Here is a 15,482-nt window from a genome sequence, read left to right as displayed (position 1 = left end):
GCGGACATTTATGGTGCTGAGATTATCAGAGCGCGCCAATGCACGCCAACGGTTGCCCCTTCCTTTTGCGGGTGCGACAAGGTTTTTGCCGGCACCCGTCGGCAAAATGCCACGGTGACTGCAAAAGCGCCCACGGCATGGCCTTGCAGCCGTCACACCCGATTTTCTCGGGGAACTGCGGCGCACTTGATAAAATGCCGCGATGAAAAACATCGTCATTCTCATTTCCGGACGCGGCTCCAATATGGAAGCCATTGTCCGCGCCTGTCAGGCCGAAGGTTGGTCGGGACGCATTGCCGCCGTCATTTCTAATCGGCCCGAAGCGGCGGGACTTAAATTTGCCGCTTCGCGCGGCATTGCTACCGCGGTGGTCGACCACAAGGCCTTCCCCGATCGCGACAGCTTCGACGCCGCCCTGGCGCAAGTGATCGACGGCTTTTCGCCCGATCTGGTAGTGCTGGCCGGCTTCATGCGCATCCTTACGGCGGGCTTTGTCACGCGCTACGCCGGTCGCATGCTGAACATTCATCCTTCGCTGCTGCCATGTTTCCCCGGCTTGCACACGCACGAGGCCGCGCTGGCCATGGGCGTGAAGGTGCATGGCGCGACAGTGCACTTCGTCACCGCTGACCTGGACCACGGCCCGATCGTGCTGCAGGCCATCATCGACGTGCGTCAGGACGACACGCCCGACTCACTGGCCGGGCGGCTGCTGGCACAGGAACACACAATTTACCCGCGTGCCGTGCGCTGGTTCGTGGAAGGGCGGTTGTCGATCGAAGACGGCGTTGTGCGCGTCTCGCCGGATGAATCGCAGCTTGTCATTGGCGTCAACGCCCGGGAGGCAGCATGAGCCAGAATCGTCAGCGTTCGGGCGGCAATGGAAGCGGCGGCGGGTCGAGCAACAAGCGCGCGAGTTCGGGTGGCGGCGGCTGGTACCGGGCCCCGCAGGGCAAGCCTGCGCCCCGCAGCGCCCCGCGCCCGCGCACGGGCGTGCATGGCAGCCATCTGGAACACCTGGACAAGGTGCTTGCGCGCCTGCTGCACTTTGCGGCGCCCGCCGACATGGTGGTCAGCCAATACTTCCGCGAGCATCACGAACTTGGCCACCGCGAGCGCGGCATCATCGCCGAAGCGGCCTTTGCCGTACTGCGCCGCAAGGTGGAATTCGGCCAGTTTGCCGAGAGCGGCACGGGCCCGGCGCGTCGTCGCCTGGTGCTGCTGGGCTTGTTGCAGACGGCCGGCCGTGAGGCCATTGCCCCGTTCCTGAACCCGGCTGAAGCCGAATGGCTGGATCGCTGGGAAAACCGTGACCGCGCCGCGCTGGCGGCCCGTGTGCGCGCCAATCTGCCCGACTGGCTCTTCGACGCGCTGGTTGCCCAGCACGGTGCGGAGTTCACCGAAGCACTGGCGCAAGCATGGCTCACGCCAGCGCCGCTGGACTTGCGCGTGAACACGCTCAAAGGCGAACGCGACGCCGTACTCGCCACGCTTGCCGAAGCCGGTATTGAAGGCGTTGCGGCGCCGCTCTCGCCCGTGGGCATTCGCCTGGCCGGCAAGCCGGCGTTGAACAAGCTCGATATCTTCACCAACGGCACGGTCGAGGTGCAGGACGAAGGCAGCCAATTGCTCTGCCAATTGCTGGCACCCAAGCGCGGCGAGATGGTGGTCGACTTCTGCGCCGGCGCCGGTGGCAAGACCCTGGCGATTGGTGCAGCGATGCGCTCGACTGGGCGCCTGTATGCCTTCGACGTATCGGAAAAGCGCTTGTCGAACCTCGGCCCGCGCCTGGCGCGCAGTGGGCTGTCGAACGTCCATCCGGGCCGCATCGACAGCGAGCACGATGCGAAGGTGAAGCGTCTTGCGGGCAAGATCGATCGCGTGTTGGTCGACGCGCCGTGCAGCGGCCTGGGCACGTTGCGCCGCAATCCTGACCTGAAGTGGCGCCAGTCCGCGCAGGCCGTGGAAGAAATGTCGGCCAAGCAGTTGTCGATCCTGACATCGGCAGCGCGGCTGCTGAAGCCGGGTGGCAGGCTCGTCTACGCTACCTGCAGTGTGCTCGCGCGCGAGAACCAGCAGGTGGTGGAGCAGTTCCTGGCCGCACATGAAGACTTCGTGCTTGTGCCCGCCGGCGAGGTGCTGGCCGCGCAGAAGATCGCGCTGGAAATGGGGCCTTACCTCGAGCTGTATCCGCACACGCACCAGACCGACGGCTTCTTCGCGGCCGTCCTGGAGCGCCGTGCATGATGGTGCGCCGCTTCAGGTGGCTGCTGGTCGCATGGCTGATGTTTGCAGCCGGCAGTGCCGCGCTGGCCCGCAGCGCGCCGCCGGTGCAACCCGCCAAGGGCACGGTGCAGGCCGCGTTCACGCCCGATGACGACATCGAAGGCTTGTTGGCTGATGCCATCGACCAAGCACGTGAGCAGGTGCTGGTGCAGGCGTATCTGCTGTCGAACAAGGCGATTACGCGTGCACTGCTGGCGGCGCATCAGCGTGGCGTGGATGTGCGCGTGCTGGCCGACCGCGAGCAGATGACGCGCTCCGGCGGCAGCCGCGTGCCCGAGGTCGCCAACGCGGGCATCCCCGTGTGGCTGGAGGTGCGCTACAAGAATGCGCACAACAAGGTCATCGTGATCGACCCGCGCGGCGCGCATCCAGTGCTGGTCACGGGCAGCTTCAACTTCACGCAGACCGCACAGCGCGGCAACGCCGAGAACGTACTGATCGTGCGCGGCGACGCCGATCTCGCCCAGCGCTATGCCGCCAACTGGCAGAAGCATGTGGGTGACGCATTGCCCTATCGGACCCAGTAAGGGTTTGCAATAACCCGTCAACCTAATGAACGGATTGCCGCTAAACCTGAATCACATTGCGCTGGGCCACATGATCGACGACATCGTCCGCGATCTGGGTGGCCCGCGCTTTATCTGGCAACTGGGCGTGCTGATACTGGTGCTCGGTGCCGCCTGGCTGCTGGCGCGGCCGATCTCGCGGCGCCTGCATTCGGCGCACGTGAACGAGACCTTCGCCCTGCGTTTTGCCTGGTCCAGCCTGGAGCGGGCGATGTTCCCGCTGATCGGCTGGCTGCTGGTGGTGGGCGCGCGCTATGCGCTGGTTGGCACCATGCCGATCAGCGTGTTCCGGCTGGCCGCGGTGCCGCTGTTTGGCCTGGCGATCCTGTATCTCGGCTTCTACGTGTTGCGCCGCGTGCTGTCGGCTAACGGCGAGCTGCACGGCATGCTCGTCCTCGCGGAGCGCGTGCTCACCACGCTGATGTGGATCGGCATGGTGCTCTACGTGCTGGGCGTGCTCGGCGATGTGGTGGATTACCTCGACGGCATCCGCTTTGCTCTGGGTGGCAAGCAGAAGGTGAGCCTGGCGGCCTTGCTGATGGGCGTGGTGTGGATTCTCGTCACTGTGCTGGTGGCCATGTGGTTCGGCTCGTGGCTGGACAGCCGCATCACGCGTGCTTCCGCGATCGATGCCAACCTGAAGGTGGTGTTGTCGCGTGTGACCAAGGCGGTGCTGCTGCTGGTGTCGCTGCTGCTGAGCCTCTCGCTGGTGGGCATCGACCTGACGGTGCTGTCGGTGTTTGGCGGCGCGCTTGGCGTCGGCCTGGGTTTCGGCTTGCAAAAGATCGCAAGCAATTACGTTTCGGGCTTCATCATCCTGTTGGAGCGCTCGCTCAAGCTGGGCGATCAGATTACCGTCAGCACGTACACCGGCATCGTCACGCAGATCCGCACCCGCTACACCGTGGTGCGCAATGGCGACGGCGATACGCTCGTCCCGAACGAACTGATGGTCGCGCAGGCCGTTCAGAACCACAACGAGCGCGGCACCGTGCGTGTGGCGGTGCGCGTGCAGGCGTCGTATGACGCTGATCCTGAAAGCGTGCTGGCGTTGCTGCTGCAATGTGCAGAGGGCATCCCGCGTGTTCTGCCCGAACCGGCGCCCGCCGCCTTCATGGCCCTGTTCGCCGACAGCGGCATCGAATATGAGCTTGGCGTCTGGATCGGCGATCCGCATAACGGCAAGCTGGGCGTGCAGTCCGACCTGAACCGCGCGATTTACCGTCGCTTCAAGGAAGCAGGCATCGATATCCCCTACCCGCAGCGGGAAGTGCGTGTGCGTGTGGCGTCGGCGCTGCAACAGGGCGTCACGCGCACTTCGAGTGATGTAACAGCCCCATCCACGCCATCACTGTCGGACTAACACAGCTGCGAGCGGAACGCTGCCCGCTTGTCCGAGGTCAAAATGGCTGTTTTTCCGCATGGAATAGAGGGGGTGTTCGGTTAAAATGCCAAATGCTCCCACGAAGGAAAGACGGGCCGTCGCAAAGGCTTAGCCGTTGTGACAAAGGACCGCAAATACCTTGTATTGCGCTGGGGCGGAGATCATATGACCGGTAGCGGGAAGCTCGCCGATGTGATGCGCAAGCCGGGTACAAACACCCGAACCACCGCCAACACGACCCCATTGTCGTAACGCTGCGACAGCGGGATAGCCTTAAGAGGCAGCAACATCCGGATCGAATGAAGGTCCAAAAGCTGCTTTGATTACCCTGAGTTGACCACGGAGAACACTTTGATCGACTCCTTTCTGACTTTCCTTGCCAACGGCACCCTCGATTGGGCCTGGTGGCAAATCCTGATTTTCACGCTGGTGATGACGCACATCACCATCGCCAGCGTCACGATTTTTCTGCACCGCTGCCAAGCGCACCGGGCGCTGGACGTGCATCCCATCGCCGGACACTTCTTCCGTTTCTGGCTGTGGCTGACTACCGGCATGGTCACGAAGGAATGGACCGCCATTCACCGCAAGCACCACGCCAAGTGCGAAACCGAAGAGGATCCGCACAGCCCGCAGACCCGCGGCATCCGCAAGGTGCTGATGGAAGGCGCCGAGCTGTATCGCGCTGAGGCCAAGAACAAGGAAACGATCCAGAAGTTCGGCCACGGTACGCCGGACGATTGGGTCGAGAAGAACGTGTATTCGAAGTTCACGTGGCAAGGCGTCGGTTTGATGCTGATCCTCGACGTGCTGATGTTCGGTGCGCTGGGCCTCACGGTGTGGGCCGTGCAAATGCTGTGGATCCCGATCCACGCTGCCGGCATCATCAACGGCCTGGGCCACTTCTGGGGCTACCGCAACTTCGACTGCGAAGACGCTTCGACGAACGTGTCGCCGTGGGGCATCATCATCGGCGGCGAAGAGCTGCACAACAACCACCACACGTACGCCACGTCGGCCAAGTTCTCGGTCAAGTGGTATGAGTTCGACATCGGCTGGGGCTACATCCGCGCGCTCGAAATCGTCGGTTTGGCGAAGGTCAAGAAGGTGGCGCCCAAGGCGCGCTTTGGGGACGTGAAGCCGGTCGACCAGAACACGCTGGAAGCCATCATCGCCAACCGCTACGACGTGATGGCGCGCTACGCCAAGACGGTCAAGGCGGCCTATCGCCAGGAACTGGCCAAGCTGAAGGACTCGCGCGTTGTCGAGTACCGCGCGTTGAAGCCGGCCCGCAAGTGGTTCCACCGCGACGAGACCAAGCTGGGCGCGCCGCAGCGCGAGCAGCTCTCGCAAATCGTGTCGGACCACTCGGCGCTGCACACCTTCGTTGAGATGCGCCGTGAGCTTGGCGCCCTGTGGGGCCGTTCGAACGCCACGCGCGAGCAACTGCTGCATCAGCTGCAGGAATGGTGCAAGCGCGCAGAGGAAAGCGGTATCCACGCACTGCAGGAATTTGCTGTGCGCCTGCGCCGCTACGCCTGAGTTTCTTGTTTCATAGGTGAAGCCCCGCTCCGCAGCGGGGCTTTTCTTTTGGGTAAACTGCCCCAATTCCCATTTTTAATACGCCGCGACAATGTATCGCGGTGCCAGTCCTCCTCACACGCCGTCCGTTTCATTGCCGCGCCAGCTTCTTGGCGCCTTCACAGCGTGAATGGACGCGGAGACCACCATGGAAACCCACATCAAGACGGTTGAATTCGAGCGCCCGGATATGCTTTCCGATGCGCAATCCGGTGCAAGTTGCGTGGCCCACGCCTGGGCCAAGGTGCCGCCGGTGCTGTCGCGTGAGGAACGCGACGACCTGAAGGCCCGCATCAAGCGTCTCCTCAAGGAACGTGAGGCCGTGCTGGTCGCGCATTACTACGTTGACGCCGACCTGCAGGATCTAGCCGAGGAAACCGGTGGCTGCGTATCCGATTCGCTGGAAATGGCGCGCTTTGGCCGCGACCATTCGGCCAAGACATTGATCGTGGCTGGCGTGCGCTTCATGGGCGAGACTGCCAAGATCCTGAGCCCCGAAAAGACCGTACTGATGCCGGATCTGGACGCCACCTGCTCTCTGGATCTGGGCTGCCCGCCGGATGAGTTCGCCGCTTTCTGCGACGCGCATCCGGATCGCACTGTGGTCGTCTACGCCAATACCAGCGCCGCCGTGAAGGCGCGCGCGGACTGGATGGTGACGTCTTCCATCGGCCTGAAGATCGTGCAGCACCTGCACGCGCAGGGAAAGAAGATCCTGTGGGCACCCGATCGCCACCTCGGCAGCTACATTCAGAAGCAGACCGGCGCCGATATGCTGATGTGGCAGGGCTCGTGCCTCGTGCACGACGAGTTCAAGGGCGTGGAGCTTGACCTGCTGCGCGCTGAGCACCCGAACGCGAAGATCCTTGTGCATCCGGAATCGCCGGAATCGGTGGTGGCACAGGCTGATGTGGTGGGTTCGACTTCGCAGCTCATTGCGGCGGCCCAGTCGTTGTCGGCGCAGGAGTTCATCGTCGCGACCGACAACGGCATCCTGCACAAGATGCGCATGGCCGCCCCGGGCAAGCGCTTCATCGAGGCGCCGACCGCTGGCAATGCGGCCACCTGCAAAAGCTGCGCGCATTGCCCCTGGATGGCGATGAATGCGCTGACCAATCTGGCTGAGGTGCTGGAAACCGGTCGCAACGAGATCCACGTCGATCCGGTCATCGGGCAACAAGCCGTGGTCTGCATCGACCGCATGCTGGACTTTGCCGCGCGCGAGAAAGCCGCGGTTCGCCCACAAGGCGACCTGGCCGCCAACGCACAACTCTTTCAAGGAATCGGCCCGGCATGACGGCAGCGCAGATGAACACGACGCGTCTCGCCCCCGCGGCTGAGGCAATTTTCGATAGCTTTGGCCCGGCACTGCGCGAGGCGTTGTCTGCCAACGTGGCGACAGCCATTGCCGAGGACGTTGGCACGGGCGACCGCACTGGCTTGCTGATCCCCGCCGATCGCCATGCGCGCGCGCGCGTGATCGTGCGCGAGCATGCTGTGCTCTGTGGCACGCCCTGGTTTGACGCCTGCATGCGCGCCGTTGACTCGGCGTTGCGCGTCACGTGGCGCCAGCACGAAGGCGATTGCATGTCACCCGATTCCGTGGTGTGCGAGATCGAAGGCCCGGCGCGTTCGCTGCTGACGGCGGAGCGCCCGTCGCTGAACTTCCTGCAGTTGCTGTCCGGTGTGGCGACGGCGACTTCGCGTTACGCCGCTGCCGTCGAAGGCACGCGCGCCCGCGTGCTCGACACGCGCAAGACGCTGCCGGGCTTGCGTCTGGCGCAGAAGTACGCGGTGCGGATTGGTGGCGGGGAGAATCAACGTCTGGCCTTGTACGACGGCATCCTGATCAAGGAAAACCATATCGCTGCGGCGGGTGGCGTGACGGCGGCCCTGCGTGCAGCGCAGGCGTTGAATGCCGGTGTGACGATCCAGATCGAGGTGGAAACGCTCGCTCAGCTGGATGAGGCGCTGGCGGCCGGTGCCACCTCCGTGCTGCTCGACAACTTCGAGCCGGCCGCGATGCGCGAGGCTGTGCGCTTGACCGCGGGCAGGGCGCTGCTGGAGGTGTCCGGCGGCGTCAACATCGAGACGATCCGCACCTTTGCCGAGACGGGCGTGGACCGCATCTCCGTCGGCGCGCTCACGAAAGACGTGCGCGCGACCGACTTCTCTTTGCGGATCGTCGAGTAAGCCTAAGCCTCAGCGTTTCCGGGCGATCTGTCGATGGGTCGGCTGCATGACCGTCGGCAGCGCCTTGGGCAGCGTTTCAGGGTAGTCGCGTGAGAAATGCAGGCCGCGGCTCTCATGCCGTGACAGCGCGCTGTCGACAATCAGCGAGGCGGCCTCGACGAGGTTACGCAACTCCAGCAGATCGTGGCTCACGCGGAAGTTGGCGTAGTACTCCGTAATCTCTTCGCGTAACAACGCAATGCGGTGCTGCGCCCGCTCGAGTCGCTTGTTCGTGCGCACGATGCCGACGTAGTTCCACATCATGCGACGCAGCTCGTCCCAGTTGTGTGAGACGACGACTTCCTCATCGGGGTCGGTCACGCGGCTCTCATCCCATGCGGGAATCTGCACCGATGTGGGGTCCGAGGGCGGTTGCGCGAGGATGTCTTCCGCCGCGCCACGCCCGATCACCATGCATTCCAGCAACGAATTGCTCGCCAGCCGGTTGGCGCCGTGCAGGCCGGTGTATGCCGTCTCGCCAACGGCGTACAGGCCGGCGATATCCGTGCGCCCGAGGTGGTCCGTCACCACACCGCCGCAGGTGTAGTGCGCCGCCGGCACAACCGGAATCGGTTCGCGCGTGATGTCGATGCCCAGCTCCAGGCAGCGCGCCATGATGGTCGGGAAATGTTCCTTGAGGAACGCCGGGCTCTGATGGCTGATGTCCAGATAAACGCAGTCCAGGCCACGTTTCTTCATCTCGAAGTCGATCGCGCGAGCGACGATATCGCGTGGAGCCAATTCGGCGCGATCGTCGTGCGCGGGCATGAAACGCGTGCCGTCGGGCAGGATCAGCTTGCCGCCTTCACCGCGCACGGCTTCGGTAATCAGGAAGGACTTCGCGAAGGGGTGGTACAGGCACGTGGGATGGAACTGGATGAACTCCATGTTCGCCACGCGGCAGCCCGCTCGCCAGGCCATGGCAATACCGTCGCCGCTGGCCGTGTCCGGATTCGTCGTGTAGAGATAGACCTTACCCGCGCCGCCCGTGGCCATCACGGTTTGGCTGGCGGTAATCGTCTTGACATGGCCCGATGCAATGTCGAGCGCGTAGAGGCCATGGCAGCGCATGCCCGGACGACCGAGCTTCGCGTCGGTAATCAGGTCGATCGCGAAGTGGTCTTCCAGCAGCGTGATGTTCGGGTGATTGCGCACCTTCTCGACGAGCGTCGTGACCACAGCATGGCCCGTGGCATCGGCGGCATGGATGATGCGTCGATGGCGGTGGCCGCCCTCGCGCGTCAGGTGGAAGCCGAGTTCAGCCTGCTCGTCGCGTGTGAAAGGCACGCCATGGCCAATCAGCCATTCAATGGCCGAGCGCCCGTTTTCGACGATGTAACGGGTGGCAGCTTCATCGCACAATCCAGCCCCGGCGATGAGCGTGTCGTCGACGTGCTCATCGTGGCTGTCGCCCGAATCGAGCACGGCGGCAATGCCACCCTGCGCCCAATCGCTTGCGCCTTCCGGCAGGCTGCGTTTGCTGATGACAACCACGCGACGGTGATCGGCTAGGTGCAGGGCGACGGTCAGGCCCGCCAAGCCGCTGCCAACAACGGCAACATCGAAATTCATGGAAGACGCGGGACGCGGTGCAAGCGCGGCTGGTGGTAACACAGTCGCGTGTCAATCGGAAAGAAGAGCAGTGTACACCGCAGCATGCACCAAACAGCAGGCAACAAAAAACCCGCCTGAAAGCGGGTTTTTGCTGTCGGTCATGCCGACGGAAACAAGATGCGCAATCCGCGAGGATTACTTGATCTTGGTTTCCTTGTAAGCGACGTGCTTGCGGGCGACGGGATCGAACTTCATGATCTCCATCTTTTCCGGCTTGGTGCGCTTGTTCTTGGTGGTCGTGTAGAAATGACCCGTACCTGCGGTCGATTCCAGCTTGATCTTGTCGCGTCCGCCTTTGCTGGCCATGTTTAACTCCTAATTAGACTTCGCCGCGTGCGCGCAGATCCACGAGCACTTCGTCGATGCCTTTTTTATCGATCAGGCGCAGACCAGCGTTCGAGACGCGCAGGCTGACCCAGCGGTTTTCGGATTCGACCCAGAAGCGGCGATTCTGCAGGTTCGGCAGAAAACGGCGCTTGGTCTTGTTGTTTGCGTGGGAAACGTTATTGCCGACCATCGGCGCTTTCCCGGTCACTTGACAGACGCGTGCCATGGAGCACTCCTAACTAAATTCGTTGGCTACAGTTTGCGACCGGGCGCTGGGACCAAAACCAAGCGCAGCGCCACTGTAGAGGTGGGACTTCAGCGAAACGCGGATTATACACACAAAACTGCTGACAAATCAACGAGATCGATGGATTGCCGTTGGGGACCTCGCGATGCGGCATCGGCACTACATTTTGCCGTGTTCGAGGAAGCCATAAACGTCGCTGCGGCCAACGATCATGTGATCCAGAACAATCACGTCGAGTAAGGCCAGCGCGCGACGCAACTCGCGGGTCAGGTTGATGTCGGATTCGCTGGGTTCGGTATGGCCCGTGGGGTGGTTATGGGCCAGGATCACTGCAGCCGCATTGTGGTGCAGCGCGCGCTTGGCGATTTCGCGCGGGTACACGCGGGCTTCCGTCAGCGTGCCCTGGAAGAGTTCTTCCCAGGCAATCAGCCGGTGTCGCACATCTAGAAAGAAGCATGCGAACACCTCGTGCGGGCGATGGCCGAGCGTGAGGCGTAAAAAATCCTTCACGCTTTGTGGCGAATCAAAGGTCTGGCCGCGAGCGAAGTCTTCTTTGAATGCGCGTCGCGCAACTTCCAGCAGGGCGTGCAATTGCGCGTATTTGGCGGGGCCCATGCCGTTGATTGACGAGAACTCTTGTTGTGACGCGTGGCACAGGCGCGCGAGCGACCCGAAGTGGGTGAGTAATTCCCGGGCGAGGTCGACGGCGCTTTTGCCCGGCATCCCCACGCGCAGGAAGATGGCCAGCAGTTCCGCATCGGAGAGGGCCGTGGGGCCATGGGCGAGCAGTTTTTCACGTGGCCGCTCGTGGGCCGGCCAGTCGACGATTGCCATAGGTTGAGATGAGCGATAGGGAAGGCCCTGCACGCCGGAGTGCGGCGCACGCCGCGCCTGCGGCCGCCCGGAGGGCTGACGTACAATAGCGGGTTACTTTTTGGTCAAGCAGGTTGAGCGTGCAAAATTTGGTGAACGAGGCGTCCGCGACGACGCCAAGCGGCGCAGGCAAGGTGGTCGGCCCGGATTCATTTCTGACGCTGCACTATCGCATCGCGCTCGAAAACGACACGGACATCGTCACCACCTTCGACGACAAGCCGGCAACGCTGCTGCTCGGCCAAGGCCAGATGGCCCCCACGCTGGAGCAAGCACTGCTCGGTATGCGCGAAGGCGAGCGCACGACGTTCCGCCTGGCTCCCGAGCACGCGTTCGGCCCCCGCAATCCTGAACTGCTGCAGCGGGTGTCACTGGCCACGCTGCGCGAAAACTCGTCGTTCGAAGAGGATTACCAGCCGGGCGACCTGGTTGAGTTCAATGCGCCGAGCGGCGGTAAATATGCCGGCGTCCTCAAGGAAGTCGGTGAGACCTCCGCATTGTTCGACTTCAACCACCCGCTGGCTGGCCAGACGATCGTGTTTGAAGTCCAATTGATCGGCATTCTCTGATATGAGCCACGCTGTGAACGCCCCGCTCGATTCAATTGATCCTGTCACCCAGGCCGACGCTGAAGTCTTGCTGGCGCAGCCGCGCGGCTTCTGCGCCGGCGTGGATCGCGCCATCGAGATCGTCGAGCGCGCACTGGAGTTGTTTGGCGCGCCCATCTACGTGCGCCACGAGATCGTGCACAACGCCTATGTCGTTGGCGATCTGCGCAACAAGGGCGCGGTGTTCGTGCAGGAACTTGACGACGTGCCGGTGGGCGGCACGGTCATCTTCAGCGCGCATGGTGTGTCGCGGGCGGTTCGCGAGGCGGCCGAGGCGCGCGGCTTGCGCGTGTTCGATGCGACGTGCCCGCTGGTGACCAAGGTGCACGTGGAAGTCTCGAAGATGCGCGCGCAGGGTTTCGAGATCATCATGATCGGGCACAAGGGCCATCCCGAGGTGGAGGGCACCATGGGCCAGGCCAACGACGGCATGTTGTTGGTCGAATCCGTCGACGACGTTGCGCACCTCGAAGTGAAGGACCCGACGCGCCTAGCGTACGTGACGCAAACCACGCTGTCTGTGGATGAGACCCAGGAAATTGTTGCTGCGATCAAGGCGCGCTTTCCGGCGGTGCACGAGCCGAAGAAGCAGGACATCTGCTACGCGACGCAGAATCGGCAAGACGCTGTGAAGTTCATGGCACCGCAAGTGGAAGTGGTGATCGTAGTCGGCAGCCCGAACAGCTCGAACTCGAACCGCCTGCGCGAGTTGGCCGAAAAGCTTGGAGTGCCTGCCTATATGGTGGATACGCCTGAACAGGTCAAACCTGAATGGGTAGCCGGCAAGCGTCGCGTGGGCCTGACCGCCGGTGCGTCGGCTCCCGAGGAGTTGGCGCAATCGATCGTCGATCGGCTCAAGGCGCTGGGTGCACGCACCGTGCGTCCGCTCGACGGCATTCAGGAAAACATGTCCTTCCCCCTTCCGAGGGGGCTTCAAATGAATTGAATCCCTTTATGTAAATGCCCACTTAAAAGCGCACAAAAACGGTGCGCCCTAATGCGGTGCATAAAGCGCTTTTGATGAATCAACGGCCACTTCTTCTGGGAGTGGCCGTTTTGTTTTGTGCGCCGCGGAAACGCCTCCAATACCGGCGAGGCCTTGATTTACCGTGGAAATCGCTCGCGAGGCCGCCTGGATAGGGGGTTTCCCCTACTCTGGCACGCTTCTTGATATGCCTAGGCGCCGTTCGCGAATGCCTGCGCGAAATGACGCCTGTTTGGGCATTGGGGAAAGCCCGTAAAGCGGCGTAGTTACTGCAAAAATCGTTGTTGCGACGCGTATTGCATCCGCAATAAAAGGGGATACAATTCGCGCGTTTCAAATTGAAACAATCGGCGCGGGGGGAGCGGCCGGGAGGCAGGACGCTCTTCTTGCTCTTGCGAGATCTAGGAGATCACTCATGCAAATTAAGTTTGCCAAAGTTCTGCCGCTTGCGGCTGCCGTGGCACTCGTAGCAGCTTGCGGTAAGAACGAGGAAAAGCCCGCAGACCAAGCTGCTGCACCTGCAGCAACGTCGGCTCCGGCTGCTGCTGCCGGTGGCGGCGAGACCGTCATCAAGATCGGTCACGCGGCTCCGCTCACGGGCGGTATTGCTCACCTTGGCAAAGACAACGAAAACGGTGCACGCCTGGCCGTTGAAGAAGCCAACAAGGAAGGCCTGACCATCGACGGCAAGAAGATCAAGCTGGAACTGGTCGGTGAAGACGATGCAGGCGACCCGAAGACCGGTACCGCCGTGGCGCAGAAGCTGGTTGACGAGCACGTTGTTGCCGTTGTCGGTCACCTGAACTCGGGCGTTTCGATCCCGGCCTCGAAGATCTACAGCGATGCAGGCATCGTGCAGATCTCGCCGTCGTCGACCAACCCCGACTACACCAAGCAAGGCTTCAAGACCACCTACCGCGTGGTTGCGACTGACGCGCAGCAAGGCCCGGCACTGGCGAACTACGCCGCCAAGACCTTGGGCGCCAAGACCGTGGCAATTGTTGACGATGCCACCGCCTACGGTAAGGGTCTGGCCGACGAGTTCGAGAAGACCGCGAAGGCTGACGGCGTGAACGTCGTGGCGCGTGAGGCTACCAACGACAAGGCGACCGACTTCAAGGCCATTCTGACCAAGATCAAGGGCAAGAAGCCGGACGTGATCATGTACGGCGGCATGGACGCCACCGGCGGTCCGTTCGCCAAGCAAGCCAAGGAACTGGGCATCACGGCCAAGATCGTTGGCGGCGACGGCGTGTGTACCGACAAGGTGGCCGAACTGGCCGGCGACGCGATCGACAACATCGTCTGCTCGGAAGCAGGCCTGGCGCTGTCGAAGATGGAGAAGGGCGCGGACTTCGAGAAGAAGTACCAAGCGCGCTTCAACACGCCGGTGCAGATCTACGCACCGTTCACGTATGACGCTGTCAACGTGATCATCGACGCGATGAAGCGTGCCAACTCGACCGACGCTGCCAAGATCCTGGCTGCCATGCCGGCAACCAACTACAACGGTGTGATCGGCAACATCGCGTTCGACGACAAGGGTGACCTGAAGCAAGGCTCCATCACCCTGTACAACTACAAGGACAAGAAGAAGAGCGTTCTTGACGTTGTGAAGATGTAATCGAAGGGCTACCGCCCTGAAAACGGCACCGCGCCTACCCTAGCGGTGCCGTTTTTTATAGCCTCGCCAGTTACACAAGGCCCTCACCATGGGCGCGTTCGGCAGGCCGCTTACCAGCAACCTCACCTTACCCATCCGATTGATCGCATACCTTGCGGGCACGTCATCCCGTCGCCTACAACAAAGCAAGGCATAGCAGGAGCTGTTCTCATGGATATCTTTATCCAGCAGATCGTGAACGGTCTGGTGCTCGGCAGCATTTACGCGCTGATCGCACTTGGCTACACCATGGTCTACGGTATTCTCGGCATCATCAACTTCGCCCACGGCGATGTTCTGATGGTCGGTGCAATGTCTGCCCTGACTGCCATCAACTTCCTCCAGAAATATTTCCCCAATCTGCCTGACTGGCTCACGCTGGTGTTCGCCTTGCTGTTTGCGATGCCGGTCTGCGCCATCGTGGCGTACACCATCGAACGTGTCGCCTACCGGCCGCTGCGCAACGCGCCGCGCCTGGCGCCGCTGATCACGGCGATCGGCGTGTCGATCGTGCTGCAGACGCTGGCGATGATGATCTGGTCGCGCAACCCGCTGACCTTCCCGCAACTGCTGCCCTCGAACCCGATTGATATCGGCTCCACGGGCGCGACCATCACGGGCAAGGAAATCGTCATCATCTTGGTGTCGATCCTGGTGATGGTCGGCCTGATCCTGCTGGTCAACCGCACCAAGCTCGGCCGCGCAATGCGTGCGACCGCCGAGAACCAGCGTGTGGCCGGCCTGATGGGCGTCAACCCGAACTTCGTGATCTCCGCCACCTTCATGATCGGTGCGGCCATGGCTGCGGTTGCCGGCGTAATGATGGCGACCAACTACGGCAACGCCCACTTCTACATGGGCTTCATCCCCGGCCTGAAGGCGTTTACCGCCGCGGTGCTGGGCGGCATCGGCAACCTGGCCGGCGCCATGGTCGGCGGCATGCTGCTGGGCCTGATCGAAGCACTGGGTGCCGGTTACATCGGCGATCTGACTGGCGGTGTGTTCGGTTCGAACTACCAGGATGTGTTCGCATTCATCGTGCTGATTGGCGTGCTGCTGTTCCGCCCGTCCGGCATCATGGGCGAACGCGTTGCGGACCGCGCATAAGAAGGGGAG

15 protein-coding genes are annotated in these 15,482 nt (G+C 62.4%); 11 read left to right on the top strand and 4 right to left on the bottom strand.

All coding sequences use genetic code 11. The features are described from left to right. Positions 1 to 202: 202 nt before the first annotated feature. The 7 genes from purN (at position 203) to nadC (ending at position 8,010) form a co-directional block, all read left to right on the top strand. Positions 203 to 853, top strand: coding sequence for a phosphoribosylglycinamide formyltransferase (purN, locus tag N5B55_RS11815; protein ID WP_304538267.1), 651 nt, complete (start codon positions 203 to 205; stop codon positions 851 to 853). Continuing rightward, a complete protein-coding gene (locus N5B55_RS11810; protein WP_304538266.1) occupies positions 850 to 2,247 on the top strand; it encodes an RsmB/NOP family class I SAM-dependent RNA methyltransferase in 1,398 nt (465 codons plus the stop codon). Before purN ends, N5B55_RS11810 begins: the two co-directional genes overlap by 4 nt. Next, positions 2,244 to 2,813 carry a phospholipase D family nuclease gene (locus N5B55_RS11805; RefSeq protein WP_369812404.1) on the top strand — a complete coding sequence of 190 codons (570 nt, stop codon included), beginning with the start codon at positions 2,244 to 2,246 and terminating at the stop codon, positions 2,811 to 2,813. Before N5B55_RS11810 ends, N5B55_RS11805 begins: the two co-directional genes overlap by 4 nt. A 25-nt stretch (positions 2,814 to 2,838) precedes the next feature. Then, positions 2,839 to 4,215 (top strand): mechanosensitive ion channel family protein, encoded by a 1,377-nt coding sequence (locus tag N5B55_RS11800; RefSeq protein ID WP_304538265.1) that lies wholly within the window; start codon positions 2,839 to 2,841, stop codon positions 4,213 to 4,215. Between the two features lie 372 nt (positions 4,216 to 4,587). Beyond that, positions 4,588 to 5,778: a DesA family fatty acid desaturase gene (locus N5B55_RS11795; RefSeq protein ID WP_154206713.1), complete on the top strand. Its 1,191-nt coding sequence runs from the start codon at positions 4,588 to 4,590 to the stop codon at positions 5,776 to 5,778. Between the two features lie 187 nt (positions 5,779 to 5,965). Then, positions 5,966 to 7,114: a quinolinate synthase NadA gene (gene nadA / locus N5B55_RS11790; protein WP_065859963.1), complete on the top strand. Its 1,149-nt coding sequence runs from the start codon at positions 5,966 to 5,968 to the stop codon at positions 7,112 to 7,114. Continuing rightward, positions 7,111 to 8,010: a carboxylating nicotinate-nucleotide diphosphorylase gene (gene nadC, locus N5B55_RS11785; RefSeq protein ID WP_178960558.1), complete on the top strand. Its 900-nt coding sequence runs from the start codon at positions 7,111 to 7,113 to the stop codon at positions 8,008 to 8,010. Before nadA ends, nadC begins: the two co-directional genes overlap by 4 nt. A gap of 9 nt (positions 8,011 to 8,019) precedes the next feature. Here nadC and nadB read toward each other — a convergent pair whose 3' ends face one another. The 4 genes from nadB to radC form a co-directional block, all read right to left on the bottom strand. Beyond that, on the bottom strand, positions 8,020 to 9,621 hold the full coding sequence (gene nadB, locus N5B55_RS11780; RefSeq protein ID WP_178960557.1) for an L-aspartate oxidase: 1,602 nt from the start codon (positions 9,619 to 9,621) through the stop codon (positions 8,020 to 8,022). A 177-nt stretch (positions 9,622 to 9,798) separates the two neighbouring features. Then, positions 9,799 to 9,969 (bottom strand): 50S ribosomal protein L33, encoded by a 171-nt coding sequence (gene rpmG / locus N5B55_RS11775; protein ID WP_003262397.1) that lies wholly within the window; start codon positions 9,967 to 9,969, stop codon positions 9,799 to 9,801. Positions 9,970 to 9,982: 13 nt separating this feature from the next. After that, a complete protein-coding gene (gene rpmB / locus N5B55_RS11770) occupies positions 9,983 to 10,216 on the bottom strand; it encodes a 50S ribosomal protein L28 (protein WP_004631999.1) in 234 nt (77 codons plus the stop codon). A 180-nt stretch (positions 10,217 to 10,396) separates the two neighbouring features. Next, positions 10,397 to 11,071 (bottom strand): RadC family protein, encoded by a 675-nt coding sequence (gene radC, locus N5B55_RS11765; protein ID WP_304538262.1) that lies wholly within the window; start codon positions 11,069 to 11,071, stop codon positions 10,397 to 10,399. Between the two features lie 119 nt (positions 11,072 to 11,190). Here radC and N5B55_RS11760 point away from each other — a divergent pair, with 119 nt between their 5' ends. From N5B55_RS11760 to N5B55_RS11745, 4 genes are all read left to right on the top strand, one after another. After that, a complete protein-coding gene (locus tag N5B55_RS11760; RefSeq protein ID WP_065859959.1) occupies positions 11,191 to 11,679 on the top strand; it encodes an FKBP-type peptidyl-prolyl cis-trans isomerase in 489 nt (162 codons plus the stop codon). Between the two features lies 1 nt (position 11,680). Then, positions 11,681 to 12,664: a 4-hydroxy-3-methylbut-2-enyl diphosphate reductase gene (gene ispH / locus N5B55_RS11755; protein ID WP_065859958.1), complete on the top strand. Its 984-nt coding sequence runs from the start codon at positions 11,681 to 11,683 to the stop codon at positions 12,662 to 12,664. 454 nt (positions 12,665 to 13,118) lie between these two features. Further along, the gene (locus N5B55_RS11750) at positions 13,119 to 14,327 is read left to right on the top strand and encodes a branched-chain amino acid ABC transporter substrate-binding protein (protein WP_065859957.1); all 1,209 of its coding nucleotides are present in this window, start codon (positions 13,119 to 13,121) and stop codon (positions 14,325 to 14,327) included. A 210-nt stretch (positions 14,328 to 14,537) separates the two neighbouring features. Beyond that, complete coding sequence (locus N5B55_RS11745; protein WP_009241300.1) at positions 14,538 to 15,473, top strand: branched-chain amino acid ABC transporter permease; 936 nt, start codon at positions 14,538 to 14,540, stop codon at positions 15,471 to 15,473. The last annotated feature ends 9 nt before the right edge of the window (positions 15,474 to 15,482 follow it).

The organism is Ralstonia pickettii, from assembly GCF_030582395.1.
Classification (GTDB): domain Bacteria; phylum Pseudomonadota; class Gammaproteobacteria; order Burkholderiales; family Burkholderiaceae; genus Ralstonia; species Ralstonia pickettii_D.
Note: the sequence above shows the minus strand (reverse complement) of the source record. Positions and strands in the feature narration are given on the sequence as shown.